This window comes from Streptomyces sp. NPDC033131, assembly GCF_055578365.1.
In genome coordinates, this window is the sequence record NZ_JBVIPA010000010.1 from 158005 (window position 1) to 184496 (window position 26492).

General features: G+C 70.1%; 24 protein-coding genes and 2 pseudogenes. 16 read left to right on the forward strand and 10 right to left on the reverse strand.

Annotation, left to right across the window (positions count from 1 at the left end; translation table 11 throughout):
- The first annotated feature begins 163 nt into the window (after positions 1-163).
- From ACZ5XS_RS15780 to ACZ5XS_RS15795, 4 genes are read left to right on the forward strand one after another with little or no spacing between them, the layout of a single operon-like run.
- Positions 164-2281, forward strand: coding sequence for a branched-chain amino acid ABC transporter permease (locus ACZ5XS_RS15780; protein WP_468651546.1), 2118 nt, complete (start codon positions 164-166; stop codon positions 2279-2281).
- Positions 2259-2969, forward strand: coding sequence for an ABC transporter ATP-binding protein (locus ACZ5XS_RS15785; RefSeq protein WP_468651548.1), 711 nt, complete (start codon positions 2259-2261; stop codon positions 2967-2969). Before ACZ5XS_RS15780 ends, ACZ5XS_RS15785 begins: the two co-directional genes overlap by 23 nt.
- Positions 2970-2973: 4 nt before the next feature.
- On the forward strand, positions 2974-3723 hold the full coding sequence (locus ACZ5XS_RS15790) for an ABC transporter ATP-binding protein (protein ID WP_468651550.1): 750 nt from the start codon (positions 2974-2976) through the stop codon (positions 3721-3723).
- Entirely contained in the window at positions 3720-4187 is a 468-nt protein-coding gene (locus tag ACZ5XS_RS15795) for a hypothetical protein (protein ID WP_468651551.1), read from the forward strand. Before ACZ5XS_RS15790 ends, ACZ5XS_RS15795 begins: the two co-directional genes overlap by 4 nt.
- 37 nt (positions 4188-4224) lie before the next feature.
- Here ACZ5XS_RS15795 and ACZ5XS_RS15800 read toward each other — a convergent pair whose 3' ends face one another.
- From ACZ5XS_RS15800 to ACZ5XS_RS15825, 6 genes and pseudogenes are all read right to left on the reverse strand, one after another.
- Positions 4225-5418: a family 1 glycosylhydrolase gene (locus tag ACZ5XS_RS15800; protein ID WP_468651553.1), complete on the reverse strand. Its 1194-nt coding sequence runs from the start codon at positions 5416-5418 to the stop codon at positions 4225-4227.
- Positions 5419-5448: 30 nt separating this feature from the next.
- Positions 5449-6255, reverse strand: coding sequence for an SDR family NAD(P)-dependent oxidoreductase (locus tag ACZ5XS_RS15805; protein ID WP_468651683.1), 807 nt, complete (start codon positions 6253-6255; stop codon positions 5449-5451).
- On the reverse strand, positions 6242-6700 hold the full coding sequence (locus ACZ5XS_RS15810; protein WP_468651685.1) for an alpha-L-rhamnosidase C-terminal domain-containing protein: 459 nt from the start codon (positions 6698-6700) through the stop codon (positions 6242-6244). The genes ACZ5XS_RS15805 and ACZ5XS_RS15810 overlap by 14 nt, the downstream gene beginning before the upstream one ends.
- Positions 6628-7161: pseudogene (locus tag ACZ5XS_RS15815) on the reverse strand (alpha-L-rhamnosidase-related protein); the annotation flags it as partial. The pseudogene ACZ5XS_RS15815 and the gene ACZ5XS_RS15810, both read right to left, overlap by 73 nt.
- A complete protein-coding gene (locus tag ACZ5XS_RS15820) occupies positions 7158-7511 on the reverse strand; it encodes a hypothetical protein (RefSeq protein WP_468651555.1) in 354 nt (117 codons plus the stop codon). The gene ACZ5XS_RS15820 and the pseudogene ACZ5XS_RS15815, both read right to left, overlap by 4 nt.
- Positions 7512-7635: 124 nt before the next feature.
- Positions 7636-8832, reverse strand: coding sequence for a glycoside hydrolase family 1 protein (locus ACZ5XS_RS15825; RefSeq protein ID WP_468651556.1), 1197 nt, complete (start codon positions 8830-8832; stop codon positions 7636-7638).
- A gap of 252 nt (positions 8833-9084) precedes the next feature.
- Here ACZ5XS_RS15825 and ACZ5XS_RS15830 point away from each other — a divergent pair, with 252 nt between their 5' ends.
- Positions 9085-9690 (forward strand): TetR/AcrR family transcriptional regulator, encoded by a 606-nt coding sequence (locus ACZ5XS_RS15830; RefSeq protein ID WP_468651558.1) that lies wholly within the window; start codon positions 9085-9087, stop codon positions 9688-9690.
- Positions 9691-9705: 15 nt separating this feature from the next.
- Here the strand turns inward: ACZ5XS_RS15830 and ACZ5XS_RS15835 are convergent, their stop codons facing one another.
- Both ACZ5XS_RS15835 and ACZ5XS_RS15840 read right to left on the reverse strand, forming a co-directional pair.
- Positions 9706-10512, reverse strand: coding sequence for a sugar phosphate isomerase/epimerase family protein (locus ACZ5XS_RS15835; RefSeq protein WP_468651560.1), 807 nt, complete (start codon positions 10510-10512; stop codon positions 9706-9708).
- Complete coding sequence (locus ACZ5XS_RS15840) at positions 10509-11144, reverse strand: TetR/AcrR family transcriptional regulator (RefSeq protein ID WP_468651562.1); 636 nt, start codon at positions 11142-11144, stop codon at positions 10509-10511. The genes ACZ5XS_RS15835 and ACZ5XS_RS15840 overlap by 4 nt, the downstream gene beginning before the upstream one ends.
- A gap of 346 nt (positions 11145-11490) precedes the next feature.
- On the opposite strand from ACZ5XS_RS15840, the gene ACZ5XS_RS15845 reads away from it, so the two are divergent.
- From ACZ5XS_RS15845 to ACZ5XS_RS15860, 4 genes are read left to right on the forward strand one after another with little or no spacing between them, the layout of a single operon-like run.
- A complete protein-coding gene (locus tag ACZ5XS_RS15845; protein WP_468651564.1) occupies positions 11491-13071 on the forward strand; it encodes an ABC transporter substrate-binding protein in 1581 nt (526 codons plus the stop codon).
- Between the two features lie 22 nt (positions 13072-13093).
- Positions 13094-14038 carry an ABC transporter permease gene (locus ACZ5XS_RS15850; RefSeq protein WP_468651566.1) on the forward strand — a complete coding sequence of 315 codons (945 nt, stop codon included), beginning with the start codon at positions 13094-13096 and terminating at the stop codon, positions 14036-14038.
- Positions 14035-15819, forward strand: coding sequence for a dipeptide/oligopeptide/nickel ABC transporter permease/ATP-binding protein (locus tag ACZ5XS_RS15855; RefSeq protein ID WP_468651568.1), 1785 nt, complete (start codon positions 14035-14037; stop codon positions 15817-15819). Before ACZ5XS_RS15850 ends, ACZ5XS_RS15855 begins: the two co-directional genes overlap by 4 nt.
- Positions 15816-16664 carry an ATP-binding cassette domain-containing protein gene (locus ACZ5XS_RS15860; RefSeq protein ID WP_468651570.1) on the forward strand — a complete coding sequence of 283 codons (849 nt, stop codon included), beginning with the start codon at positions 15816-15818 and terminating at the stop codon, positions 16662-16664. The genes ACZ5XS_RS15855 and ACZ5XS_RS15860 overlap by 4 nt, the downstream gene beginning before the upstream one ends.
- Before the next feature lie 505 nt (positions 16665-17169).
- Here the strand turns inward: ACZ5XS_RS15860 and ACZ5XS_RS15865 are convergent.
- A pseudogene (locus tag ACZ5XS_RS15865) lies at positions 17170-17280 on the reverse strand (hypothetical protein); the annotation flags it as partial.
- A gap of 116 nt (positions 17281-17396) precedes the next feature.
- Between ACZ5XS_RS15865 and uidA the strand changes: the two are divergent.
- Positions 17397-19196 (forward strand): beta-glucuronidase, encoded by a 1800-nt coding sequence (gene uidA / locus ACZ5XS_RS15870; protein WP_468651572.1) that lies wholly within the window; start codon positions 17397-17399, stop codon positions 19194-19196.
- Positions 19197-19203: 7 nt separating this feature from the next.
- On the opposite strand, the gene ACZ5XS_RS15875 is transcribed toward uidA, so the two are convergent.
- Positions 19204-19809, reverse strand: coding sequence for a TetR/AcrR family transcriptional regulator (locus ACZ5XS_RS15875; protein WP_468651574.1), 606 nt, complete (start codon positions 19807-19809; stop codon positions 19204-19206).
- Between the two features lie 204 nt (positions 19810-20013).
- Here ACZ5XS_RS15875 and ACZ5XS_RS15880 point away from each other — a divergent pair, with 204 nt between their 5' ends.
- The 6 genes from ACZ5XS_RS15880 (at position 20014) to ACZ5XS_RS15905 (ending at position 26460) form a co-directional block, all read left to right on the forward strand.
- The gene (locus ACZ5XS_RS15880; protein WP_468651576.1) at positions 20014-22362 is read left to right on the forward strand and encodes a xanthine dehydrogenase family protein molybdopterin-binding subunit; all 2349 of its coding nucleotides are present in this window, start codon (positions 20014-20016) and stop codon (positions 22360-22362) included.
- Positions 22359-23237 carry an FAD binding domain-containing protein gene (locus tag ACZ5XS_RS15885; protein WP_468651578.1) on the forward strand — a complete coding sequence of 293 codons (879 nt, stop codon included), beginning with the start codon at positions 22359-22361 and terminating at the stop codon, positions 23235-23237. The genes ACZ5XS_RS15880 and ACZ5XS_RS15885 overlap by 4 nt, the downstream gene beginning before the upstream one ends.
- The gene (locus tag ACZ5XS_RS15890; RefSeq protein ID WP_468651580.1) at positions 23230-23712 is read left to right on the forward strand and encodes a (2Fe-2S)-binding protein; all 483 of its coding nucleotides are present in this window, start codon (positions 23230-23232) and stop codon (positions 23710-23712) included. Before ACZ5XS_RS15885 ends, ACZ5XS_RS15890 begins: the two co-directional genes overlap by 8 nt.
- A gap of 13 nt (positions 23713-23725) precedes the next feature.
- Complete coding sequence (locus tag ACZ5XS_RS15895) at positions 23726-24343, forward strand: SRPBCC family protein (RefSeq protein ID WP_468651581.1); 618 nt, start codon at positions 23726-23728, stop codon at positions 24341-24343.
- Positions 24344-24424: 81 nt separating this feature from the next.
- A complete protein-coding gene (locus ACZ5XS_RS15900) occupies positions 24425-25261 on the forward strand; it encodes a mycofactocin-coupled SDR family oxidoreductase (RefSeq protein ID WP_468651583.1) in 837 nt (278 codons plus the stop codon).
- A complete protein-coding gene (locus ACZ5XS_RS15905; protein ID WP_468651585.1) occupies positions 25258-26460 on the forward strand; it encodes a cytochrome P450 in 1203 nt (400 codons plus the stop codon). The genes ACZ5XS_RS15900 and ACZ5XS_RS15905 overlap by 4 nt, the downstream gene beginning before the upstream one ends.
- Positions 26461-26492 lie beyond the last annotated feature (32 nt).

Below are 26492 nucleotides of genomic sequence, written 5' to 3' on the forward strand. Positions count from 1 at the left end.
CCGGCCGACGGTGCCACTTGACCTGGCTCGTACATCCGTACTGGCCGCTGGTCATCCGCGTGGCGCCGCCGAGCAGGCGCCGCGCCCGCCGGTATCCCCGAGGAGGAGACCCCGTGACACCGACACCTGTACCGCCGGGTGCCCGGATTCGGACGGGCGCGTGATGGAACAGTTCCTCACCTTCGGTGTGGTCGGCCTGACGACGGCCGCGATCTACGCGGTCGTCGGCAGCGGCCTGGTCCTCACCTACACCACCGCCGGAGTCTTCAACTTCGCACACGGCGCGTCCGGCATGCTCTCCGCGTTCGCCTACTGGCAACTGGCGTTCGGCTGGGGCTGGCCGGTACCCGTCGCCCTGGCCGTCGTCCTGCTCGTCCTCGCACCGGCCTTCGGCCTGTTCGTCGAGCGGGTCCTGATGCGACCGGTGCAGGCGCTCGGCGAGGCGGAGCGCCTGGTGATGACGGTCGCCCTGCTCACCGGGGCGATCGCGCTGGCCCGCTGGGTCTGGGACCCCAACACCGCACGCCCGCTGCGCCCGTTCTTCGCGGACGAACCGGCCATCAAGCTGGGTCTCGCCGCGATCACGGGGCACCAGCTGCTCACCCTGGCAGTGGCCGCACTGGTCGCCGTCGGGCTGTGGCTGCTCCTCAACCGCACCCGCGCCGGTACCGAGATGCGCGCCTGCGTCGACGACCGCGCGCTCGCGTCCCTCGCGGGCGCCTCCCCGCAGCGCGCCAGCCGCCTCGCCTGGATTCTCAGCACCCAACTCGCCGCCCTCGGCGGCATCCTGATCGCCCCGACCGTCGCCCTCGACGCCGCGCAGCTGTCGCTGCTCATCGTCAGCGCGTACACCGCAGCGGTCTTCGGCCGGCTGCGCAGCCTCCCGCTCACCTTCCTCGGGGCGCTCGTCGTCGGCTGCCTGGAGAGTTATCTCACCGGCTACCTGCCGCAGAACGACTACCTCCCCGGACTGCGGCTCGCCGCCCCCGCCCTGCTGCTCTTCCTCGCGCTGCTGCTGTTCCCGCACCGCCGGCTGCGCGGCCGCGACCGACGCCTGGTCCGTGTGCCGCTGCCGACCGCGCGCGGCAGCGGCGTCTTCGCCGCGAGCGTCGTGCTGTTCGCGGTGTTCCTGGTGACCGTCCTCGACGAGGAGGGCCTCATCTCGTACGGGCCGATCTTCTCGCTCGGCATCGTCGCGCTCTCCTACGTACCGCTCGCGGGGTACGCGGGCCAGATCTCCCTGTGCCAGCTGAGCATCGCAGGAATCGGAGCCGTGGTGTGGGGACACCTGGGAGCACAGGGGCAGTTGTGGGCGCTGCCCGTCGCCGTCCTCGTCGCCGGCATCGTCGGTGCGCTGATCGCCATTCCGGCCCTGCGCCTGTCCGGCATCTACCTGGCCCTCGGCACCGCCGCCTTCGCCGTGATCCTCGACCGCTGGGTGTTCACCCTCCCGTCGTTCGAGATCCTCGGCGTCCGTATCGCGCTGTTCGACCAAGGGTCCGTTGAAGCGGCGGGACCGAACCTGTTCGGATGGCGGCTCGACTCCGACACCGAACTCCTGCTGCTCGCCGCCGTGTTCCTCGCGCTCGCCTCCCTCGCCGTGGCGTGGCTGCGGCGAGGCAGCTTCGGCCGGAGCCTGATCGCGCTGCGCGACAGCGAAACCGCGTACGCGACCCTCGGCGGCCGCCCGCTCGCCTCGAAGGTCCTGGTGTTCGCCCTGTCCGCGGCGATCGCCGGTCTGGGTGGCGCGCTCTACGGGATGCAGCAACGCACTGTCACCGCCGAGCAGTTCAACCTCGTTGCCAACCTGCCGATCTTCCTGGTCGCGGTGATCGGCGGACTCGGCGCGGTCGGCACCGGACTGTTCACGGGCATCGCCTTCGTGGCGCCACCGCATCTGCTCGGGCACTTCGGGGACTGGGCGCACGACGTCTCCACCCTCATGATCGCCCTGGCCGGGATGGGACTCGCGCACAGCCCGGGCGGCATCGCTCCGCGCTTCAGGGCCGAGTGGACACCGCTCGCGCGCGACCGGCTGCTTCTGCCCGTCACCGGTGGCGTGCTCGCCGTGCTCTGGGCCCTGTACGCGAGCGACCTGATCGGCGGCGCGATGTTCCTGCTCACCGCCGTGGCGGTCGGCACCGCGCTGCGCATCCGCGCCACCGCGCGCCTCGAAGGCCCACGGCCCGTGCCCGACCCCGTGGAGTGGTGGGGCCTGCGGCGCCCCTGGCGGACCGAGGACCGGGAGGTGATCGCGCGTGGCCTTGCTGGAAGCAAGTGACGTGACCGTCGCGTTCGGCGGGAAACGGGCGCTCGACGGCACCGGATTCGCCGCCGAGGCAGGCCGGATCACGGGGCTCATCGGGCCCAACGGTGCAGGAAAGTCAACCCTGTTCGACGTCGTCTCCGGACTGCGCCGACCCCAGGCGGGGCAGGTACGCCTCGACGGCCGGGACATCACCCGGCGCACCCCGGCTCAGCGGGCCCGCAAAGGCATGGCCCGCACCTTCCAGCGCCTCGAACTCTTCGGCCGGCTCAGCGTCCGCGACAATCTGCGCGTCGCGGCCGAACTCGGCCCGCGGCGCCGCGAGGCCGACCGCGTCGCCGACCAGATCCTGGAACGCATCGGCCTCACCGCGGACGCCGCCACCCTCTCCGACGCCCTGCCCACCGGGGCCGCCCGGCTCCTCGAAGTCGGCCGGGCGCTGGCCGGCCGGCCACGGGTGCTGCTCCTCGACGAACCGGCCGCGGGCCAGGACGCCGAGGAGACCCGGCGCTTCGCGGCACTGCTGCGCGACGTCGCGGGCGAGGGGCGCGCCGTGGTCCTCGTCGAGCACGACATGAGCCTCGTGATGAGCGTCTGCGACGAGATGTACGTACTCGACCTCGGCAAAGTCGTCGCCCACGGCACGCCCGAGGAAATACAGCAGGACCAGACGGTCCTGGCGGCCTACCTCGGGGAGGCGTGAGCACATGACCGAGAGCCCAGCGCTGCGGCCGGTGGCAGAAGGCATCCCGCCCCCGCTGCTCGAACTGCGCGGCATCCAGGCGGCGTACGACCGCATCACCGTGCTCCACGGCGTGGACCTGACTGTCGCCGCCGGCCAGGTCGTGGCCCTGCTCGGCCCGAACGGCGCCGGCAAGACCACCACGCTCAACGTCGCCGCCGGGGCGCACCACCCCTCGGCGGGCACCCTGCGCCTCGGCGGCCGCGACGCCACCGGCGCCCGCCCGCGTGACCTCGCCCGGACCGGCGTCTGCCTCATCCCGGAGGGCCGGGGCATCTTCCCCAACCTCTCCGTACGCGACAACCTCCGCATGATGACCTTCAGCGGGCGCGGCCTGGCGGAGATCGAGGAACTCGCCTACAGCCGCTTCCCGATTCTCGGCGAACGCGCGAAGCAGGCAGCAGGCACCCTGTCCGGTGGGCAGCAGCAGATGCTCGCGCTCGCCCGGGGCCTCGCCACCGACCCGGCCGTCCTGCTCCTCGACGAACTCTCCATGGGCCTGGCGCCGGTCGTCGTCGCCGAGTTGTACGAGCACGTCGCCGAACTGGCCCGCCAGGGCGTGGCAGTGCTCGTCGTCGAGCAGTTCGCCGCCTCCGTCCTGAAGATCGCCGACCATGCGGCCGTCCTCGTGCGCGGCCGCATCCAGTGGCAGGGCCACCCCGACAGCTCCCTGCACGCCGAACTGTCCTCCTACTACCTGGGGAGCGCGGCATGACGCCGACCACCGACACCACGACACAGCCGCCCACCCTCACCCACGCGGACCGTCCCCAACTCTCCTCCCGAGCCGACCGGTTCGCCCGCGACCTGGCCGCCCTGAAGATCCCCGACCCGGCCGCCGCACGCCACACCTTGTGGCTGCGCATCGGAGGCATTCTGCTCCTGGCCGGACTGGTCCTCGGCGCGCTGACCTACCCTCTCGCCCATGCGAGCGAGGATCCACTGGCCCAGCGCGACGCCCTCGCCATCGGCCTGACCGCAGTGGTGTGCGCGGTGGTGGGCGGGGTGCTGTACCTGCGCTACTCGCTCACCGGCTTCCTGCGCTTCTGGCTGGCGCGTCAGGCGTACGACCTCTCCGAACTGGGCGACCGGCTCACACCCGCCGCCCAGCCGGAGCCGGCCGCCACTGCCGTCCCGGCTGCCGAAGCCGAGGTCTCCAACGGCTCAAGCCCGCGTTGAGGGCAGCCCGCCGAACGCCGCGGGAGCGCCGCCTCGATCACGGACGCCCGCGCCGCGCCACCCTCCCCAACCACGCGAGGCTCGGCTTCGGGATGCGCTCGAAGGTCGTGGGATCGAAGGCGATCAGTCCCTGCTTCGCCTTCCACGATCCCCAGCGGTAGTTGTCGAGCACGCTCCAGTGCAGATATCCCCGCACGTCGATGCCGTCGTCCACCGCCGCGAACAGATGGCGCAGCGCCTCGTCGGTGTACGCGACCCGGCGGGCGTCGTCGGCGGCGGCGATGCTGTTCTCGGTGACGAGAATCGGCACCCCGCCGGTGGCGTCCCAGACCTGACGCACCGCCATGCCGAGTGCATCGGGCCGGTATGCCGTGCCGACCTGAGTGTTGTCCGGGTGCGGCGGATGGGGCTCGATGCCGTCGGATCCGACCCACTCGCTGGAGTACGACTGGACGCCGACGAAGTCGTCGTCGCGAGAGGCCTCCAGATACAGGCCCTCCCAGACGTGGTGCACCTCGCGGAGACGCTCCTCGGCCCCGGGCCGCGCCGCGAAAGCGCGGTTCGCGAGCGTCCAGCCCACGGCCGCTCCGGTGTTCGCGCGCACCACCGCGCGGGCCGCGTGGTGCGCCTTGATGAGGGCCGCGCCGATTTCCGGGTCTGGGGTGGGCAGTTCGGGTCGTACGTTGTCCGAGAGGACGGAGCCGTCCGTCCCGCCGCCGAGGTTCGCGAGCATCCGGCGCTCGATGGTGAGCATCATGGCCAGCATGTTGGGCTCGTTGAGGGTGGCCACGTACGGTACTCCCTCGAGGATTGCGCTGACCTGCTCCACGTACGAGACGAAGCGGTCCACCGCGCGTTCGCCGAGCCAGCCGCCCTCCTCGCCGAACCAGCGGGGACTGGAGAAGTGGTGCAGCGTGATGACGGGGCTGAGACCGAGACGGAGCGCGGTGTCGATCATGCGGCGGTAGTGGGCGAGCTGAGCCCGTGAGAAGTGGCCGGGCTCCGGCTCGATCCGGGCCCATTCGACGCCGAAGCGGTAGGCGTTGAGGCCGGCGTCGGCGAGCAGGTGCATGTCCTGCGCGTAGCGGTGGTAGCTGTCGCAGGCATCGCCGCTGCGCTCCAGGCCCGGGATCAGGCCCTCGCGGGCCCACCAGTCGCTGTTCACGTTGTTGCCCTCCACCTGATGCGGCGCGGAGGAAGCTCCCCACAGAAATCGGGCGTTGGCGGTCATCGGTGATCCTCGCTGATCGGGGCGGTGGGGTCAGGCCGTCGTGCCGCCGTCAGCGAGCAGGGTGCTGCCGGTCATGAACATCGACAGGTCGCTGACGCAGAAGAAGGCGACGCGGGCGATGTCGTCCGGGGTGCCGATGCGACCCACCGGGCTGGTCATCATCAGCGGCATCGCGTCGGGTTCGACCGGGCCGTCGCCGGCTGCGAGGGTGTTGCCCTCCGTCGGGACGTAGCTGGGGGCGACGCCGAGCACGCGGATCCCGTGCGGCGCCAGCTCCAGGGCGCTCTGCCGGGTGAGGCCCCGTACGGCGTGCTTCGATGCCACGTACGCGCCCATGCCGGGGGCGGTGCCCTCGAACCCCGCGGTGGAGCAGATGTTGACGATCACTCCGCCGTGCCCGCCTGCGGTCATGACCCGGGCGGCTTCCCGTGTGCCGGCGAGTGTCCCCCGGGCATTCACCGCGAAGACGGTGTCCCAGGCCGCGTCGTCCATCTGCGCGATCGGGATGTACGGAAAGACTCCGGCGTTGTTGACCCAGGCATCGAGGCGGCCCCAGCGTTCGACGGCCAGATCCGCTGCCTCGCGCACGCTGTCCGAGTCCGTCACGTCCATTTCGACGCCCACGATTTCGGCGTCATGACGGTGCGCGAGGTCTGCGGCGGCGGTCTTCGCGAGCGCGCCGTCGACGTCCGCCACGAGCACGTGGGCACCGGCCTCCGCGAGCCGCGCGGCTATCGCCTTGCCGAGGCCGCGCCCTGCGCCGGTCACCACGGTCGTGCGGCCGTGGAGGGAAACGAGATCGTCGAGCGAGCGGGTCGAGACGTCAGGCATGGGCATGAGGTGCTCCTTCGATGGTGTGGTGGTGGACGGGCTGCGGAGGGGATGCGGGCGGGAGCTCGCACTCGCCGTGCAGGTGGCCGGGTCCGGCACGCAGTGAGGTGCCGTCGGGCAGGACGACGCTGGCCGTCGAACCCGGGGGCACCGTGACGTCGATCCAGAACGTGTCCCCGTCGACCGACCAGTCGACGGCGATGGTCCCCTGAGGTCCGTCGAACGTGCCGGATACCCAGATGAGTTGGGCGCCCGGGACGGGGCTACGACGAGCGACTCCCAGTCCACCGAGCCTGGCGTTCGGCGCAGGCCGAGAGTGTGCGTGTGCAGGAACCGGACGACCGCGCCCTTGCTGTAGTGGTTCAGTGAGGCGGTCGCGTTGCCCGCCTCGTCGACGCCGTCCCAGTCCTCCCAGACGGTGGTGGCGCCGCGGTCGAGCATGGTGAGCCAGGACGGATCGGAGCGCTGGGTCAGCACGGCGTACGCGATGTCGGCGTATCCGGCGTCCGCCAGTACGGGCAGCAGGTCGGCGGTGGACAGAAAGCCCGTGTCGAGGTGGCCGCCGGCCGTGCGGATCAGCGCGACCAGGTCCGCGCGGCCGCGTCGCGCAGCCCCGCCGGTACGAGGTCGAAGGCCAGGGCGCGCACGTAACCGGCCTGTGTTCCTGCGGTCGTACGGCCTTCGGCGTCCAGGAACTCGGTACTTCAGGGTCCCTGATCCGCTCGGCGAGCCCGCCGTAAGGGAGCGCCGCGTCGTTCTTGCCCAGCACACCGGCGGTGGCGGCGAGCGTGTGGACCGACCGGTAGAGGTACGCGGTGCCGACCTCGCCCTTGTCGGCCATGAACCAGGCCGTGGGATCGGCGGCCACGGGATTGATGGGCGTGCCGTCCACGCAGCGCTTCCTGGGCTCACACCATTCGCCCCAGTGGAAGGTGCCGTCCTAGAGGTACTCCTCGTGCACCGGTCAGACCCGTCAGGCCGGAGACCTTGCCGCGCTGTTCCTCGGGGATGCGGTCGGCCTGGACGGTGAGGATCGCCTGGGAGGCCGTCGCCCACCCCAGCATCGCGAGCACCCAGCCGACCTCGATCAGGAGAAGGTTCGGCGCCACGGCGATACCGGCCAGGGCGAGGAGGCCGAGAACGCTGCCGCCGACGAGGAAGAGCGGCGGCCCGGAACGCTCGTGGGCCGGCTCGGCCGGGGCGGCGGGCGGCTGTGATCTCGGCGCTGCGTCCGCCTCGGCGGACAGGGATCCTTCGGGCACGGTGACTCCGTCGTCAGTACGTCAGTACGTCAGTGCGGCAGCAGCTCAAAGTGTGTGTGGGGGAGGGAGAAGGCGGGCGCAGGGTGAGGTGTTCGCCCCGCGCCCGTACAGTGGGCGGCGATGCTCAGGGTCGGCCGCGGCGGGCCACGTCACCGAGCCAGGCGAGGCTCGGCTTCGGGCGCCGCTCGAAGGTTTCCCGGTCCACGGCGATCAGGCCGAACGTCGGACCCCAGTGCCCCCACTCGAAGTTGTCCAGGGCGGTCCAGTGCGTGTAGCCACGCACGTCGATGCCGTCGTCCACCGCCGCGAACAGGTGCTGGAGGGCCTCCTGCGTATAGGCGATGCGGCGGGTGTCGTCGTCGGTGGCAATGCCGTTCTCGGTCACTACGACCGGGATTCCGCCCGTGACGTCCCAGGTGTGCCGCACGGCCATGCCGAGCGCGTCGGGCCGGTACGCCGTACCGACTTGAGTGTTGTCGGGCAGCTGCGGATGCGGCTCGATGCCGCCATTGCCGACCCACTGGCTCGAGTACGACTGGACACCGACGAAGTCGTCGCCGCGCGAGGCCTCCAGGTACAGGTCCTCCCAGACGTACTGCAGCTCGGCGAGCTTCTCCTCCGCGCCCGGGCGGGCGGCGAAGGCCCGGTTGGCCACTGTCCAGCCGACGGCCGCGTCGGTGTTGGTGCGCACGATGTCGCGGACCGCGTGGTGTGCCTTGACGAGGGCGTCGCCGATCGACGTGTCCGGGGCCGGCAGCTGCGGGCGGAAGTCGTTGTCGACCGTCGGGCTCTGCCACAGGTCGGACTGTTGCCGCTGGAGCATCTGCTGCTCCATGGTCATCATCATCGCGAGCATGTTGGGCTCGTTCATGGTCGCGACGTACGGGACGTCGCCGAGGATCTCGGTCACGCGCTCGACGTAGGCGGTGAAGCGGTCGACCGCGCGCTCGCCGAGCCAGCCACCCTCCTCGGCGAACCAGCGGGGGTTGGTGAAGTGATGCAGGGTGATCACCGGCGCGAGGCCGAGCCCGAGCGCGGTGTCGATCATCCGGCGGTAGTGCGCGAGCTCGGCCCGCGAGAACTCACCGGGGACCGGCTCGATCCGCGCCCATTCCACACCGAAGCGGTACGCGTTCAGGCCGGCGTCGGCGAGCAGGCGCATGTCCTCCTCGTAACGGTGATAGCTGTCGCAGGCGTCGCCGCTGCGCTCAAGGCCCGGCACCTGTCCTTCGCGCGTCCACCAGTCGCTGTTGATGTTGTTGCCCTCGATCTGGTGCGGGGCGGTGGCGGCTCCCCAGAGGAAGCGGGCGTCGTCGGGCATATCGGGTCCTTCGGGTGCGGTGGTGCCGTGGGCGGAGGGAGGGTGCGCGAGGAGAAGGGCGCAGGGGGCGTACGGGTCGAGCTGCGGCGGAGCGCGTGGGAGGAGAGGTCGCGGATTTTCGGCGGGCGGCTGCGCAATCCGGCGGTTCATTGGAATGTAACCATCGTGGCAACATTTCGGGGAGATTAAACTCCCGGGTCTGCGGATGGCAAGACCCCGACCGCAAGAGACCTCCAAGGCGCAGGAGACAGCATGAGTTCGACCCCGAGCACCCGTCGTCGCGGTCCGTACGCGACGACGCCCGCGCGGCGCTCGCAGATCGCGCGCGCGGCGCTCGCGGGTTTCGCCGAACATGGCTATGAGCGCGCCTCGCTACGGGACATCGCGGCGCGGGCAGGAGTGACGCACGCGGCGCTCCTGCGTCACTTCTCCGGCAAGGAGGAACTGCTCCTTGCCGCGCTCGCGCAGCGGGAGGCGGACGAGGAGGAGCAGGCGGCACGGATCCTCGTCGCGGGCACGGCGGGGTCGGCCGTACTGGGAGCGGTGCTCACCGACGAGTTCGAGGACCCGGAGTATCAGCGCAACTGGCTCGCGCTGGCGATCGCGGCGACCAACCCGGCCCACCCCGCGCACGAGTTCTTCGCCGGGCGGCGCGAGCGGATGCGGACGCGGTTTCGCAGCGGCCCGCTGAACACCGCGCACGACAGCCCGGACCTGACCGCTGACGACAAGGTCGTCATGGTGCTCGCGATGATGGACGGTCTGCGGATGCAGGCGCTGCTCGACCCGTCTCGCGACATGCTGCGGCTGCTGGAGATCTTCATGCAGACGGTGATCGGCCCTGGGCAGGGCGAGTAGCCCGCCAGGGGGTTTTCAGGCTGCGGTGAGACCGCCGTCGAGGAGCGTCCGGCGGTTGGTGGCGAGCAACTCGAACCGGTCGCCCTCGGTGTCGTCGATCTCCGTGATGTGCCAGCGCAGGTGCCGGCCCGCGCGCAGCGCTGCCGCGTAGTCGACGTCGCCGGTGCCGAGCGGTGTCTGTGGAGTGTCCGGGCGGGCCGGACCGTCCTTGACGTGGGCGGCGACCGCGCGTTCACCAAGGCGCTCGACCACCTCGGCCGGGTCCTGGCCGGCCACGGCGGCCCAGTAGAGGTCCACCTCGGCGAGCACGTCGGGGTCGAGCAGTTCCCACAGCACGTCGAAGGCCCGCGCTCCGTCCGGGAGTTGCTCCCATTCGAGGTGGTGGTTGTGGTAGCCGAGCCGGATCCCGGACCCGGCCACCTCGCGCGCCGCCGCGTTGAGCCGGTCCGCGAACAGAGCCACGGCGTCGCGGTCCTCGAAACGCTGACCCTCGAACCCCTCGACGAGAAACGGGATGGGCACGAACGCGGTGTCGGTGCCGAGGGTGCGGCACATCTCGACCAGGCCGCGCTGTTCGTGCGCGGAGACCGAGGTGTGCACGGAGCTGACCGCCAGCCCGACGGCATCCAGATCGTCGCGCAACGCACCGGCGGCGGAGGCGAGTTCGTCGGCCGGGGTGTTCCAGAAGCCGAGTGCGAAGGGCTCGACGTAGCGGTAGCCGAGGTCGGCCAGGCGTTTCAGGGTGCCCGGCCGGTCGGCCGCCAGGGCTTCGTGCACGCTGTAGAGCTGTACTGCCAAGGTGCCGGTGACGGCCGGGTTCACGTGTCGGTTTCTCCTGTCGGGTCGGTGCCGGATGCCGGGTCACTGCCGAACGCCAGGCGCAGAAACGACCCGAGCGGTCCGACGATGTCGAGGTTCTGGTCGAGCAGCCACTGCAGTTGGAGGCCATTGAGCACGGCCTGGAGGAGCACCGTCGTGTGCTCGGGCGGCAGGTCTTCGTGCAGCTTGCCGAGCTCCGCCCGCTCCCGCATGCCGGCCCCGAGCTGGGTGCGCACCCGGTCGTAGCGTTCGGCGAAGTAGTCGTGCGCCGGATGGTCCGGGCGCGAGGCGGCCGCGGCCAGCTCGATCCACAGCCGCATCAGCTCAGGGGACTTCTGGTGCTGTCGCAGCAGATCGCCGAGGTACGGCGCCAGCTGGTCCATCTCGCTGACCTGCGCCAGGCCGTGCTGCCACTCCTCGGAGTCCCGGTCGGCAAGCACCTCGGCAAGGAGCTCGTCCTTGTTGCGGAAGTGGTGCAGCAGTCCGGCGTGGGTGATGCCGGCCCGCTCGGCGATATCGCGCAGGGAGGCCTGGCTGTAGCCGTGCTCCGCGAAACTGTCGCGTGCCGCGCGGATGATCTTGGCCCGCCGGGCCGCCGTCTTGGCGTACGGCCCACGGGACTTGGCCTCGGTCACAGCGCATGTCCTTTCCCGCCCGGCGGTTACCACGTGGTCGGATTTGGGCGGCTGACCGGAGTGTCCCCAGCGGGAGTCAGAAAGGCAAGAGACCCCGTTTCTGACGTTCAGTCAGGTCACGCTCTGATTACGAAGCTGAACCGCGCTCTTCCTGTGCTGGTCACCGCGCCCTATCTTCCCAATGAAAACCAACCGTGTGGTAACAGTTGGCTCGGTCGCGGCTTCGGCGGTTCCGCAGCTTCCCGAAGCGCCCCCACTCACAGCTACGTTCCCGACTTCACGCATGGCACTGACGTACTCACGCAGGTTTCTCTGCTTCTCGGTTCCCGGACGAAGGAATCCACCCATGCGCATTCGCCCCCTGCACTCCCCGACCCGGCCGAACAACCGGACCCGACCGCACACCCGGACCGCCGCCGCACTCGGAGCCGCAGCCGCGCTCCTCGCCGTCACGGCGTGCGACAGCCAGCCCACCGACGCGTCGTCGCCCTCCGCCGCCGACAAGACGCTTGCGCTGTCGATCTTCGGTACGCCCAACTCGTTCGACCCCGCACAGCTCGTCGAGGGGCAGCAGACCTACGTCTGGAACTCGGTCTTCGACACGCTCCTGATCCAGGACAACAAGGGAGAGCTGCAGCCCGGGGCCGCACAGAGCTGGGAGTACTCCAAGGACGCGCGGACGCTCACGCTCAAGCTGCGTACGGGCATGAAGTTCAGTTCGGGCGCCGTGGTCGACTCCGCCGCGGTGAAGGCCACCATGGAGCACATCCGCAAGACCCCGGGCCAGGGGCAGGCGGCCCTCGCCGCGGTCTCCTCGGTCGAGGCGCCCGACGCCTCCACGGTGGTGCTCAAGCTCCGGCAGCCCGACGGCTCCCTGCTGTGGTCGCTGTCCTCGCAGGCCGGCGTCATCGGCGACCCGAAGACCATGACGACCAAAGCCGCCGCCCTGAACCCCGTGGGGTCCGGTCCGTACACCCTCGACAAGAAGGCGACGGTGAACGGCTCCGTCTACGTGCTCAACCGGCGCGAGGACTACTGGAACAAGGAGCTCTACCCCTTCAGGACCGTCAAGATCCGGGTGATCGCCGACCCGACCGCGGTGGCCAACGCCCTCAAGGCCGGCGAGACCAACGTGGGCACGGTGGACGTCTCGCAGATCGACACCATCAAGGCGGCGGGCTTCGACGTCAAGCACGTGCAGGCGACCGCGGGCGCCAGTCTGATCCTCGCCGACCGCGGCGGAAGCAAGCTGAAGGCGCTCGGTGACGTACGGGTCCGCAAGGCCATCAACATGGCCTTCGACCGGGAGAAGATGGTCAAGCAGCTGCTCCAGGGCTCCGGCAAGGCGACCCGGCAGCTGTACAACCCACAGGGCCAGGCCTACGACCCCGCGCTGGAGAAGGCCTACGCCTACGATCCGGCCGGAGCGAAGAAGCTGCTCGCCGAGGCCGGTTACGCGAACGGCTTCTCGGTCACGATGCCCAGCCTCTTCTACACCAAGCAGAACGAGCCCGCGATCACCCAGGCGCTCGGTGACATCGGCATCAAGGTGAAGTGGGAGCCGATCCCGGCGCAGCAGAGCGTCTCGGCCCTGCTGTCGCGGAAGTACGCGATGTTCCTGGTCGTGGACGGGCTCAACACCACTCCCATCGAGACCCGCAACTTCTACGGTCCGACCGGCTTCCGCAACGTGTTCGGCTCCACCGACCCGGAGTTGACCAAGCTCCTGCGGCAGGCCGACAAGGAGCTCGACCCGGCCAAGGCCGCCGGTATCTACAAGCAGATCAACAAGTTCGGGGTCGAGAACGCCTGGCAGGCGCCCCTCTTCTACATCGGCAGCGACTGGGCCACCAAGAAGGGCATCACCTATCTCGGCGACGGTGCCTCGACGTTCTCGACCGTCCGGCAGTTCGGCGTGGCCGACTAGTCCACCGAAACGAGCCGCCGAGATGATCCTCTACGTAGTGCGTCGCCTGAGCGCGGGCCTGGTGCTCGCGGTCCTGGTGACCATGATCACGTTTCTGCTTCTGAGTCTCTCCTTCGACGACGTGGCGAGCAGCCTCGTCGGCACCGGAGCCACACCGGAGGCCATCGCCGCCCAGAAGTCCCAAATGGGCCTCGACCGGCCATTGTTCACCCAGTACGCCGAGTGGCTCTGGCACGCCGTCACCGGAGACTTCGGGCTCTCCTACTTCACCAGCGAACCCGTCCGCTCGGCCATCACCGCACGGCTCGGCGTCACCCTGTCCGTCGTCGTCGTCGCGCTCCTCATCACCTGCGTGATCAGCGTGGTGCTCGGGGTGCTCGCCGCCTCGCGCGGCGGCGCCGTCGACCGGATCGCCCAAGGCGCCTCGATGGCCGGGTACCTCATCCCGAACCTGCTGATCGCCATCGCCCTCGTCTACATATTCGCCATCGAGCTGGATGTCTTCCCGGCCACCGGCTACACCCCCTTCTCCGAGGACCCCGGACGCTGGGCGAGCAGCATCGCCATCCCCGTGGCCGCTCTGATGATGGGCGGCATCGCGAGCCTGACCGCCCAGATCCGCGGCGCGATGATCGGTGAACTACGCAAGGACTACGTACGCACCCTGCGCACCCGCGGCATTCCGACCCGGTCGATCGTGCTGCGGCACGCGCTGCGCAACGCGGCGGGTCCCGCGCTGACCGTGCTGTCCCTGGAGTTCATCCAGATGCTGGGCGGTGCGCTGATCATCGAGCAGGTCTTCGCACTGCCGGGCTTCGGCCAGTACGCGTTCAACGCCTCCTTGCAGGGCGACGTCCCGATCATCATGGGCATCAGCCTCTTCGGTGTGCTGCTCGTGGTGTGCGTCAACCTCGTCGTCGACCTGGTCAACGGCTGGCTCAACCCGAAGGCGAGGATGGTCAGTTGAGTACGGCACCGTCTCAAGCGGCCCCGGCCCGCACCGTGCACCGCCGATCCGCGCTGCGCAAACTCCTCAAGGATCCACAGGCCGTCATCAGCGCGAGCGTGCTGCTCGTCGTCGTCCTGCTCGGTCTGCTCACCCCGCTTCTCACCGATCACGGTGCCAACGCGGTCGACCTCGACGCGGTCAACGCCGGCGTGGGTGAGCACGGCTATCTGCTCGGCGGCGACAAGAGCGGCCGCGACATCTTCACGCGGCTCCTGCACTCCATCAACACCAGCGTGGTCTCCGCCCTGATCGGTGCGAGCATCGCCCTCGTCATCGGTGTCACCTTCGGACTCGTCGGCGGGTACTTCGGGCGGCGGGTGCGAGGTGTCACCGAGTGGGTGTTCAGCCTGATCATGACGTTCCCCGGACTGCTCCTGCTCATCGTCCTGATGCCGGTGACCAAGGGCGACTTCCGGGTCACGATGGTCATCTTCGGCGTGCTGCTCTCACCGGGGATCTACCGGCTCGTGCGCAATCTCGTCGTCGGCGTCAAGAACGAGCTGTACGTGGACGCCGCTCGCGTCTCCGGCCTGCCCGACCGGCGCATCCTGCGCCGCCATGTGTTCACAGTGGTCCGCGGACCGGTCATCATCGCCACCGCGTTCCTCGCCGGATCGTCCATCGCCGTGCAGTCGGGACTCGCGTTCCTCGGCGTCGGCGAGAGCACGGTGCCCAGCTTCGGCGCGATGATCTCCGAAGGCTTCGGCAATCTCTATCAGGATCCCCTGCAGTTCCTGTGGCCCAGCCTCTCGCTGGGTGTCATCACCGCCGCGCTCGTCCTGCTCGGCAACTCGCTGCGCGACGCGCTGGAGGGTGGCCGCCCCAAGCCGGTGAAGATCACCACACCGGAGAAGCGCCCCGACGCCGGCACGGCAGGGCATACGGTCACGGGCCTGCTCACCGTCGAGGACCTCGCCCTCGCCTATCCGACGCCCTCCGGCGACCTGAAGGAGGTCGTCAGCGGCGTCACCCTGGCCGTGGAGGCGGGCGAGACCGTCGGCCTGGTCGGCGAATCGGGCTCCGGCAAGACCCAGACCGCCTTCGCCGTCCTCGGTGTCCTGCCCGCGGAAGCGGTCGTGACGCAGGGCTCGATCCGGCTCGACGGCCGTGAGCTGCTCGGCCTGCGCGAGGCCGAACTGCGCGCCGTACGCGGCACCTCCATCGCGTACGTACCGCAGGAACCCATGTCCAACCTCGACCCGTCCTGCACCATCGGCGCTCAGCTCGTCGAAGGCGTGCGCGCCGCCGCCGAGTCGCCCCTGTCGCGCAAGGAAGCCCGGGACACGGTGCTCGCGCTGTTGCGCAAGGTCGGCATCCCCGACCCCGAGCGCACTTTCCGCTCGTATCCGCACCAGATATCCGGCGGAATGGCGCAACGCGTCCTGATCGCGGGCGCCGTCGCGAGCCGGCCACTGCTCCTGATCGCCGACGAACCCACCACCGCGCTCGATGTGACCGTGCAGGCGGAGATCCTCGACCTGCTGCGCGATCTGCAGAAGGAACTGAACATGGCGGTGCTCATGGTCACCCACAACTTCGGTGTGGTCGCCGACATCTGCGACCGGGTGGCCGTGATGCAGAAGGGCACCGTCGTCGAGACCGGCGCCACCGAGGACCTGTTCCGCGAGCCCCGGCATCCGTACACCCGGATGCTCCTCGATTCCATTCTCGACGAGGACACACTGCGCAGCGATCAGCCGGTCGCCACCGCGGATGCGCTCGGAACGGAGCTGCGATGACTGCGGAAAACCTGTTGGACATACGTGAGTTGCGCATCTCCTTTCCCGGACGGGGCTTTCGCGCGCGAGCCCACGAGGTGCTGCACGGGGTGTCGCTGACCGTGGGGGAGGGCGAGACCGTCGGGCTCGTCGGCGAGTCCGGGTCGGGCAAGACGACCATCGGCCGCGCTGTGCTCGGCCTCACCGCGCCGAGCGGTGGCACGGTGCGCTTCCAGGGCAAGGACATCACCCACGCCGCGGGCAAGGAGCGCCGTGCGCTCGCCCGCGACCTGCAGGTCGTCTTCCAGGACCCGTACAGCTCGCTCAATCCGTCCCTCACCATCGGCGACATCCTCAGCGAACCGCTGGTGGTGCAGGGCGTGACCGCACGTGAGGCGAGGGCCCAGGTCGGCGGCCTGCTCGACCAGGTGGGGTTGCCGAAGGACGCCGCCGAGCGGCTGCCGCGCGAGTTCAGCGGCGGCCAGCGCCAGCGCGTCGCGATCGCCCGTGCGCTGGCGCCCGCGCCGCGGCTCATCGTCTGCGACGAACCGGTCTCCGCGCTCGACCTGTCCACCCAGGCCCGGATCCTCGACCTGCTCGTCGACATCCAGCGCCGGACGTCGGTCGCCTATCTGTTCATCTCGCACGACCTGGCCGTCATCCGGCACGTCAGCCACCGCGTGAGCGTGATCCGCAGCGGCGAGATCGTCGAGACCGGGCCGGCCGGTAGGGTCACCTCGACGCCGGAACACCCTTACACGCGACAGCTGTTGCTCGCCGCGCCCGTCGCCGATCCGGTCGAACAGCGCCGGCGCCGCGTGGAACGCCAACGCCTCGCGGCCGCGGGTCGGGAGGAGGTGGCGTGAGCCGCGACCGCCCGACCGGCTCACTCCGCCAGCCCAGGGACCACCGACATCAGGAACCTGCGGATCGTGCGCTCCACGTTCACCGCCTCCCGGTCGAAGAGCCACTGCTGCTGCACCCCGTTGACCAGCGAGACGGCCATCGTGGCCCCCCCCGGCGGCAAGGACGAGGACAGTTCGTGACGCTCGGCCGGCGCGCGGAAGACCGTCGCGTAGAACCGGTGGAGCCCGCGATAGCGCTCGGCGTAGAAGGCTGCGCCGGGTGGCCGGTCTGCGCCGCCTCGGCCGACAGGACGCAGTGCAACTCGACGAGCCCGGGCTGCCGTTCGTTGTCCGCGAGTACGGCGAGCATGCCGCGCAGCGCCTGCAGCGGACGCGCCGCCGCGTCGAGCGCTTCGGCGGACTGGAGGAACGAGGTGCAGCGCCGGTCGCGCAGCTCGAGTATCCCGAGCAACAGGTCCTCCTTGCGCGGGAAATGGCGCATCAGAGCCGCTTGGCTCACGCCGGCGCGACGCGCGACCTCCCCCGTCGAGGCGCCCTGAACACCGGACCCGGCGAACGCCACCGCACAGGCCTCGAGGATCCGCCCGCGGGCCTCCGACTGCGTGGCATGACCCATCACTGACCTCCCCACCCATCCCCATCAACTGCGCAATCCAGCTCATATCACTTGACGTGGCGGTTGGCCATGTCGACGGCCAATCCCGTCGCCACCGCCGTACAGAAAGAGATCCCATGCTGAAGCCCCGCCCCACCGCCACCCGTGAGCAGGTCAGCCTGGACGGCCTGTGGCGGTTCGCCACCTCCGCCGCCGTCGGCGACCAACCCTGGACCGGACCGCTCGACACCCCGCTCGAAGCAGCGGTACCCGCCAGCTACAACGACCAGTTCACCGACAGCGCCATCCGCGACCATGTCGGCTGGGTCTGGTACCAGCGCCATGTCCGCGTCCCGCGCGGCTGGTCGGGCGAGCGCGTGCTGCTGCGCCTCGACGCCGCCACGCATGAGGGGAAGGTGTACGTCGACGACGTCCTGGTGGCCGAACACGTCGGCGGATACACGCCGTTCGAGGCCGACATCACCGAGCACGTCAGCGCGGGCGGCGAGTTCCGGCTGACCGTCGGCGTCAGCAACGAGCTCACCAACACGACCATTCCGCCGGGCTCCATCACCGTCGCCCAGGACGGCCGCCGCAAGCAGACGTACCTGCACGACTTCTACAACTACGCAGGGCTGGCCCGTTCCGTGTGGCTGCACAGCCTGCCACCCCTCCACATCGCGGACATCACCGTCGTGACCGGCCTCGACGACACCATCGGCACGGTGGAGTACGAGGTGGAGACCAGCGCGCCCGCCACCGTGCGCGTACGGATCCTGGACGCGGCGGGCACGGAGGTCGCCGCGTCCGAAGGGGCGAGCGGCAGTGTACGAGTCGAGAACGCGACGCCCTGGCGTCCCGGTGCGGCATACCTCTACGAGCTCGTCGCGGAGGTGGTCGACGACTCGGGAGCGGTCCTCGACACCTACACCGAGTCGTTCGGCGTACGTACCGTCGAGGTTCGCGGCACCCAGTTCCTGATCAACGGCGAACCGTTCTACTTCGCCGGCTTCGGCAAGCACGAGGACACCGCCGTACGGGGCAAGGGGCACGACGACGCCTACCTCGTGCACGATTTCCAGCTCATGGAGTGGACCGGCGCCAACTCCTTCCGTACCTCCCACTATCCGTACGCGGAAGAGGTGATGGACTTCGCCGACCGGCACGGCATCGTCGTCATCGACGAGACGGCGGCCGTCGGCCTCAACCTGATGGTGGAGGCCGGACTGCTCGGCACCCCGCCGCGGCCGACCTTCTCACCCGACACCTTCAACGACGAGACCCGCGCCGCCCACGCGCAGGCGATCCGCGAGCTGATCGCCCGGGACAAGAACCACCCCAGCGTGGTCATGTGGTGCATCGCCAACGAGCCGGCCTCCAACGAGGAAGGCGCGCGTGAGTACTTCGAACCGCTCGTGGAGCTGACCCGCAAGCTCGACGCCACGCGCCCCGTCACCTACGCCGCCGTGATGTTCGCGACCTCGGACAACGACCGCATCGCCGACCTCTTCGACGTGCTGTGCATCAACCGCTACTACGGCTGGTACGTCGCGACCGGCGACCTCGCTGCGGCCGAGCAGTACATGGAAGGCGATCTGCGAGGCTGGGCCGAAAGGTTCGGCAAGCCGCTCATCCTCAGCGAGTACGGCGCGGACACCATGCCCGGTCTGCACTCGGTGTGGGACCAGCCCTGGACGGAGGAGTACCAGGCGGCCTATCTGGCCGCGAACCACCGGGCGTTCGACCGGATCGAAGCGGTCGTGGGCGAACACGTGTGGAACTTCGCCGACTTCCAGACCTCCCACGGCATCCACCGCGTCGACGGCAATCGCAAGGGCGTCTTCACCCGCGACCGCAAGCCCAAGGCGGCCGCGCACGAACTGCGGCGGCGCTGGCGGGGGCTCGGCGGCCGCAAGCCCTCGGGTGAGGGGACCTGACGGAGCCTCACTGTCCGGCGGCCCGCGCGGGGTCGCCCTCGTACTCGTGGAGCACCTGCTCCACGAAGGCGAGGGCCTCCACGTGCCGGGTCGTCATGCCCAGGGCCCGCTCCATCATCAGGTTGCGGCCGACGGCGTTGGTGAGTACGAGCAGTACGGCCGGGGACATCCCGGCCGGCAGCCGGGTGCCCGCCTGTTCGAGGCCGCGCGTGAGGGCTTCGAGCTGGACTTCGCGATAGCGCTCCGAGATCGCGGCCAGTTCGGCGCGGATCTCCTTGCGGTGATTGGCGAGGGCCGCGAACTCCGTGGTCAGGGCGTTGCCCGGATGGCTGCTGAGCCGCCACAGCGCCCGCAGCGGCTGCGGTCCGCTCAGCAGCCGCTCGGCGCGCTCCAGTTCCTTGTCCGCGCGACGCCTCAGCATGGCGAGGAACAGGTCGTCGAGCGTCCGGAAGTAGTAGAGGACCAGGGCCGGCGCCACCTCGGCCTCGCGCGCCACGCGCCGTACGCCGACGGCCGCGTACCCCTCCTCCAGCATCAGGCGCTGTGCGGTGTCGAGCAGCAGCAGGCGAGTCTTGGAGTTCTCGGCGCCCATTCGGCGAGGCGTGGCAGTCATGCCCGTCATTGTGCTTGACGCGCTCGAACGGCGGGTGTTAAACAGTCGTTCAGCACCTTGGTTAAACACTCGTTCAGCACGTAAGCGCGGCACATGAGTCCAGCCCCTGAGTTCAGCCCCTGAGTTCAGCCCCTGAGTTCAGCCCCTGAGATCAGCCCCTGAGTTCAGCTCCTGAGTTCCGCACGTGAACGGAGGAACGGACCGATGGCACCAACCGGGCGCGCAGCCGCATACGCCGGCACCCGCATCCCGCGCGTCGAGGACGCGCGACTCCTGACCGGCACGGGCACCTACGTCGATGACGTCGTACGCCCCGGCATGCTCCATGTGTGCTTCGTGCGCAGCCCGATGGCACGGGCCCGGATCCTCGACATCGACGCGTCCGAGGCCCGCGAACTCCCCGGCGTGCACGCCGTGTTCGTGGCCGCCGACCTCAACCCCGGCGTCCACGAGCAGTGGTACACGCTCAACGGACGCGACGATCCGGACACTCCGCGTCCGCCGCTCGCCGAGGGGGAGGTGCGTTTCGTCGGCGACCCGGTCGCGATGATCGTGGCCGACGACCGCTATCTCGCGGAGGACGCGGCGGAGTTGGTGATCGTCGACTACGACCCGCTCGTGCCGGTCGTCGACTACGCGACGGCTCTCGGCTCTCCGGAGTCGGTGCACGCGGAGCATCCCGGCAACCTCGTCGGTCAGCTCGGCGGTCGCCCGATGGCCGACCTCGAACCCGTCTTCGCGAGCGCGTCCCACGTCGTCGGCCAGACCCTGTACCAGCAGTCGCACGGCCCGGTCCCGATGGAGACCCGCGGGATCGTCGCCGAATGGACCCCGGCAGGCGGGGAGATGAGCATCTGGGCCTCGACCCAGTCACCGCACGAGGTCCGTTCCTTCTGCGCGCGACTGCTTGGCATCGCCGAGCACCGGGTGCGCGTCGTGATGCGGGACACCGGCGGCGGCTTCGGGCAGAAGGTCCTGCCGCAGCGCGAGGACATGTGCGTGATGCTCGCGGCCCGCAAGCTGCCCGCTGCGCTCAAGTGGATCGAGGACCGTCAGGAGCATCTCCTGGCGGCAGGCCAGGCGCGCCACGAGCACGGCGAGGCGCGCATCGCCCTGGACGAGGACGGCCGCATCCTGGCCGCGACGCTCGACCACGTCCAGGACGCCGGCGCGTACCCGACGCCGTCACCCGTACAGAGCGGCATCGCGGTCGGGATGCTCTTCCCCGGCCCGTACCGCATCCCGGAAGGCACGTTCTCCTCGCGCTTCGTCTACTCCAACACCAGCGGTCGCGTCGCCTACCGCGGCCCCTGGCAGTACGAGTCCATGGCCCGCGAAACGCTCCTGGACACCGCGGCCCGGCAACTCGGCCTCGACCCGGTGGAGTTACGCCGCCGGAACATGCTCACCCGCGACGAGCTTCCCACGGCGAACTTCAACGGGATGCCGTACGACCACATCTCCCCGCGCGAGACCTTCGAGCAGGCCCTGCAGATTCTCGACTACGAGGCCTTCCGCAAGGAGCAGGCGCAGGCCCGGCAGCAGGGCCGCTACCTCGGTGTCGGAACGTGCACGTACGTCGAGCCGACCGCCGGCGCCACGCCGTTCCACGCCACAGAGGGCGCGACGATCCGCGTCGAGCCCTCCGGCAAGGTCAATGTCTACGTGGCCGGCGGGTCCTGCGGCAACAGCCTGGAGACCACGGTCGTCCAGCTCACCGCCGACGCGCTCGGCGTCGCCATCGAGGACGTCGGCACCGTGCAGGGCGACACGGCCATCACACCGTACGGAGCCGGCACCGGCGGCAGCCGCTCGGGGCCCATGACGGCGGGGGCGATCCAGGAGACGGCCGGGGTGCTGCGGGAGCGCATCCGGGCCATCGCGGCCCACCGGCTGCAAGTGCCACTGGAAGACGTCGAGTTCCAGCGCGGACAGGCCACGGCCCAGGGTGCGGATGGGTCACTGTCCCTCGCGGAGATAGCCGACATCGCGTATTACCAAGTGCACGCCCTGCCGCCCGGAGTGCCCGCCGGGCTTGAAGCGAGCGGCCGCTACCACACCCCGCACCTGATGATCTGGGCCAACGCCACCCACGTCTGCACCTGCGAAATCGACGTGGTCACCGGAGAGGTGAAACTCCTGCGGTACATCGTCAGTGAGGACTGCGGCCCGATGATCAACCCGAGTGTGGTGGAGGGCCAGATATACGGCGGCACCGTCCAGGGCATCGGCGGCGCGCTCTACGAGGAGCTCGCCTACGACACGGACGGCAACCCCGTGTCGACCACGTTCATGGACTATCTGCTGCCCACGGCCACCGAGGTGCCGGTCATCGAGGTGGGCCATGTCGAGACGCCGAGCCCCGGGCCCGGCGGCTACAAGGGAGTCGGCGAGGGCGGCGCGATCGGCTCCGCGCCCGCCGTCGTCAACGCGGTCGCCGACGCGCTCGCGCCGCTCGGCGTACGGATCGAGAGGCTGCCGCTGACCCCCGCGTCGATCGTGGGACTCATCGAGAAGCAGCGGCAGGGGCAGGGTCTGGGGGTGCGCTCATGAAGCCGGCGCCCTTCAGGTACCACGCGCCCGAGACTCCCGGCGAGGTCGTCGGTCTGCTGGGGGAGTGGGGGGACGAGGCGAAGGTCATCGCGGGAGGGCAGAGCCTCGTCCCCATGCTGGCCCTGCGCCTGGCGTCCTTCGGCCACCTCGTCGACCTGCGGCGCCTCGACGAACTGCGCGGGATCGAGCGCAGGGACGACGACACCGTGTGGGTCGGGGCGGCCACCACTCAGGCCGCCGTGCAGCGGTCCGAGGAGGTACGAGCCTCGGTTCCGCTCCTTGCCCGCGCCACCCCGTTGATCGGTCACTTCCAGATACGCAGCCGGGGTACCGTCGGCGGATCGCTCGCGCACGCCGATGCCGCGGCCGAGTATCCGGCGGTGGCCCTGACCCTGGACGCCGAGCTGGAAGCGCTCTCGCCGCGTGGCCGGCGCACCATCCCGGCAGCGAACTTCCTCAACGGTGTCTGGACCACGGCCCTCGCCGAGGACGAACTGCTCACCGGGGTCAAGTACCCGGTGTGGAGCGGGCGGTGCGGGTTCGCCGTCGAGGAATTCGCCCGCAGAAGCGGGGACTTCGCCATCGCCGGCGCCACGGTCGCCCTCCGCGTGGACACTGCGGGCCGTCTCGACCGGTGCGCCATCGGCCTGTTCGGCCTCGGCCCGACCGCGCGGCGGGCCACAGCGGCCGAGACCGCGCTGCTCGGCACGGACCCGCTGGGGACCGACGCCGAGGACATCGGCCGGCTCGCGACCGAAGACCTCGAATCCGTCCCCTCCGATCTGCACGGATCGGCCCCTTACCGCATCCGCGTGGGCGCCGCGATGGTCGCCCGCGCCTGGCACGGCGCCGTACAGGAGGCACTCCATGACTGACGCGGAGACCATCGAGATCGACGTGCGGGTCAACGGCGCCGGCCGCAGGGCTGCGGTGGCGCCCCGGCTCACCCTCGCCGACTTCCTGCGCGTCACCTGCTCGCTGACCGGAACCCACCTCGGCTGCGAGCACGGCGTCTGCGGCGCGTGCACCGTGCTGCTCGACGGCGAACCCGTCCGCGCCTGCCTGGTGTTCGCCGTGCAGGCCGACGGCGGGGAGGTGACCACCGTCGAGGGTCTCGCGGGACCGGACGGTGAACTGTCCAAGGTGCAGGCGGCGTTCAGGGAGCACCATGGGCTCCAGTGCGGGTTCTGCACCCCGGGGTTCGTCGTCTCGGTGACCGCGTTCCTGGCCGAGAACCCCAAACCCACCGACGAGGAGATCCGCGAGGCGCTCACCGGGAACCTGTGCCGCTGCACCGGCTACCAGGGGATCGTCAACGCCGTCCGAGCCGCGGCGCAGGACACGATATGACGGGGGAGTCGGCATGAAGTTGGAGAACAGTCTCACCATCCCGGTGCCGGTCGAGGAGGCCTGGCCCGTCCTGCTCGACGTGCAGCGCGTCGCGCCCTGTGTGCCCGGCGCGACGCTCACCTCGAGCGAAGGCGACGAGCACCGCGGCCGGATCAAGGTGAAGCTGGGCCCCATCGCGCTCACCTACAGCGGCACGGTCACCTTCCTCGAGCGCGACGAGCAGGCAAAGGTCGTGGTCCTGGAGGCAGGCGGTCGCGAGGCGCGCGGCAACGGCACCGCGAAGGCACGGGTCACCTGCCGCCTCAAAGACGCCGGTGGTGGCCGTACCGCCGTGCACGTGGAGACCGACCTCAGCATCACCGGCAAGCCCGCCCAGTTCGGCCGGGGCACCCTCGCCGAGGTGTCCGGCGCCCTCATGGAACGGTTCGCCGAGAACCTCGCCGCCGGAATCGCGGCCAACTCGCCGAAAACACGTACGAGTTCACCCGCTCCGGCGCCGGTCGCGGCGCCACTGGACCTGATCGACGCAACCGGCGCCACGGCTCTCAAGCGCATGGCGCCGCTGATGGCCGCGGCCCTGCTGATCCTCACGCTCGGCCGCCTGGGCGCCCGGCGCCGCCGCGCTTCGTAAGCCGTCACGCCTCGCAAAGCCACAGCGACACCACCCGCACGCCCTTCACCCGAGCACGTCCACCCAGAAACGAGGCTCCCCATGCCCGGACGCGTAGAAGGAAAGGTCGCCTTCATCACCGGAGCGGCGCGAGGACAGGGCCGCAGCCATGCGATCCGTCTCGCCGAAGAAGGCGCCGACATCATCGCGATCGACGTCTGCAAGCAGCTCGACGGCGTCAAGTTCCCCATGTCGACGCCCGAGGACCTGGACGAGACCGTCAACCAGGTGCAGAAGCTGGGGCGGCGCATCCACGCCGTGCAGGCGGACGTACGCGACCACGACGCGCTCAAGGCCGCCGTGGACGAGGGTGTCGCCCAGTTCGGCAGGCTCGACATCGTCTGCGCCAACGCAGGCCTCGGCAGCGACGGCGCCCGTCTGGACGCCATGGACGAGAAGACCTGGCGCGACATGATCGACGTCAACCTCACCGGCGTGTGGCTGACCGCCAAGGTCGCCATCCCGCACATCATCGCCGGCGGACGCGGCGGCTCGATCATCCTGACCAGCTCCGTCGGCGGCCTGCGCGGCCACGCCAACATCGGTCACTACATCGCCGCCAAGCACGGCGTCGTGGGCCTGATGCGCACCCTGGCCTGGGAGCTCGGCGAGCACAGCATCCGGGTCAACTCCATTCACCCTTCCCAGGTCAACACACCGATGGTCATGCACGAGGACACGTATCGGATGTTCCGCCCGGACCTGGAGAACCCCACGGTCGACGACTTCGCGGCCGTCTCGCAGAGCATGCACCTGCTGCCCACCCCCTGGGTCGAGCCCCGCGACATCAGCGGAGCCGTGCTCTACCTCGCGTCCGACGACGGGCGCTTCGTCACCGGGACCACCACCGTCATCGACGCGGGAGCCATGCTGAAATGACCGTCGCCGACACCACCACCGAGCCCGTCTACTGGGACCCCTTCGACGCCGCCCTGGCCCGCGACCCGTACCCCGTCTTCGCCCGCCTGCGCGAGGAGGCCCCGCTCTACTACAACGAGCGGCACGACTTCTACGCGGTCAGCCGCTACGCCGACTGCCAGCGCGGTCTCGCCGACTGGCAGACGTACTCCTCGGCGCGCGGCGACATCCTGGAGATCATCCAGGCGAACATCGAACTGCCGCCGGGCACCCTGATCTTCGAGGACCCGCCCGTCCACGACATCCACCGGCGCCTGCTCGCCCGCGTCTTCACCCCGCGCCGCATCGCCCAACTGGAGCCGAAGATCCGGGCGTACTGCGAGCGCGTCCTCGAACCGGTCACCGGAGCCGATCGCTTCGACCTCGTGGCGGCCGTCGGCGCCGAGATGCCGATGCGCGTGATCGGGATGCTCCTCGGCATTCCCGAGGCCGACCAGGTGCGCTACCGGGACCGTACCGACGCGACCCTGGAGACCGGGGACGGCGGTCGGATCGACTCCGGCGAGATCCTCAACGCCGAGGGGTTCCAGGACTACATCGACTGGCGCAAGAAGCACCCGTCCGACGACCTCATGACCGAGCTGATGACTGCCGAGTTCGAGGACGAGAGCGGCAAGCTGCGCACCCTCACCGATGAGGAGGTCCTCACGTACTGCACGGTGGTCGCGGGCGCGGGCAATGAGACGACCGGCCGGCTGATCGGCTGGTTCGGCGCGCTGATGGCCCGCTACCCCGAGGCGCGCCGGGAGTTGGTGGCCGAGCCCGCCCTCATCCCGAACGCCATCGAGGAGATCCTGCGTTTCGAGCCGACAGGGCCGTTCACGGGCCGGTACGTGACCCGCGACGTGGATCTGCACGGCTCCACCGTGCCGGCCGGCAGCGCCATCCTCTTCATCCAGGCCGCCGCCAACCGCGACCCCGACCGCTTTCCCGACCCGGATGTCTTCGACATCCACCGGGTGTCACAGCACATGTCGTTCGGCGTCGGCGCGCACTACTGCCTGGGCGCGGCACTCGCCCGCCTGGAGGGAAAGGTGGCGGCCGAGGAGATCCTGCGCCGCTTCCCCGCCTGGGAGGTCGACTGGGACGGCGCGGAGCTGGCCCAGACCTCGACCGTACGGGGCTGGAAGACGCTGCCGCTCGTCATCTCCAAGTCCTGACGGCGAGGGATGAGTTGAGGAAGGGAGCCCGC

What these genes read in the sequence shown, in the direction of transcription:
- ACZ5XS_RS15780 (WP_468651546.1), top strand. Translation starts at nt 164, where the DNA reads ATGGAACAGTTCCTCACCTTCGGTGTGGTCGGCCTGACGACGGCCGCG.
- ACZ5XS_RS15790 (WP_468651550.1), top strand. Translation starts at nt 2,974, where the DNA reads ATGACCGAGAGCCCAGCGCTGCGGCCGGTGGCAGAAGGCATCCCGCCC.
- ACZ5XS_RS15795 (WP_468651551.1), top strand. Translation starts at nt 3,720, where the DNA reads ATGACGCCGACCACCGACACCACGACACAGCCGCCCACCCTCACCCAC.
- ACZ5XS_RS15800 (WP_468651553.1), bottom strand. Translation starts at nt 5,418, where the DNA reads ATGACCGCCAACGCCCGATTTCTGTGGGGAGCTTCCTCCGCGCCGCAT.
- ACZ5XS_RS15805 (WP_468651683.1), bottom strand. Translation starts at nt 6,255, where the DNA reads ATGCCCATGCCTGACGTCTCGACCCGCTCGCTCGACGATCTCGTTTCC.
- ACZ5XS_RS15825 (WP_468651556.1), bottom strand. Translation starts at nt 8,832, where the DNA reads ATGCCCGACGACGCCCGCTTCCTCTGGGGAGCCGCCACCGCCCCGCAC.
- ACZ5XS_RS15830 (WP_468651558.1), top strand. Translation starts at nt 9,085, where the DNA reads ATGAGTTCGACCCCGAGCACCCGTCGTCGCGGTCCGTACGCGACGACG.
- ACZ5XS_RS15845 (WP_468651564.1), top strand. Translation starts at nt 11,491, where the DNA reads ATGCGCATTCGCCCCCTGCACTCCCCGACCCGGCCGAACAACCGGACC.
- ACZ5XS_RS15850 (WP_468651566.1), top strand. Translation starts at nt 13,094, where the DNA reads ATGATCCTCTACGTAGTGCGTCGCCTGAGCGCGGGCCTGGTGCTCGCG.
- ACZ5XS_RS15860 (WP_468651570.1), top strand. Translation starts at nt 15,816, where the DNA reads ATGACTGCGGAAAACCTGTTGGACATACGTGAGTTGCGCATCTCCTTT.
- uidA (WP_468651572.1), top strand. Translation starts at nt 17,397, where the DNA reads ATGCTGAAGCCCCGCCCCACCGCCACCCGTGAGCAGGTCAGCCTGGAC.
- ACZ5XS_RS15875 (WP_468651574.1), bottom strand. Translation starts at nt 19,809, where the DNA reads ATGACTGCCACGCCTCGCCGAATGGGCGCCGAGAACTCCAAGACTCGC.
- ACZ5XS_RS15880 (WP_468651576.1), top strand. Translation starts at nt 20,014, where the DNA reads ATGGCACCAACCGGGCGCGCAGCCGCATACGCCGGCACCCGCATCCCG.
- ACZ5XS_RS15885 (WP_468651578.1), top strand. Translation starts at nt 22,359, where the DNA reads ATGAAGCCGGCGCCCTTCAGGTACCACGCGCCCGAGACTCCCGGCGAG.
- ACZ5XS_RS15890 (WP_468651580.1), top strand. Translation starts at nt 23,230, where the DNA reads ATGACTGACGCGGAGACCATCGAGATCGACGTGCGGGTCAACGGCGCC.
- ACZ5XS_RS15895 (WP_468651581.1), top strand. Translation starts at nt 23,726, where the DNA reads ATGAAGTTGGAGAACAGTCTCACCATCCCGGTGCCGGTCGAGGAGGCC.
- ACZ5XS_RS15900 (WP_468651583.1), top strand. Translation starts at nt 24,425, where the DNA reads ATGCCCGGACGCGTAGAAGGAAAGGTCGCCTTCATCACCGGAGCGGCG.
- ACZ5XS_RS15905 (WP_468651585.1), top strand. Translation starts at nt 25,258, where the DNA reads ATGACCGTCGCCGACACCACCACCGAGCCCGTCTACTGGGACCCCTTC.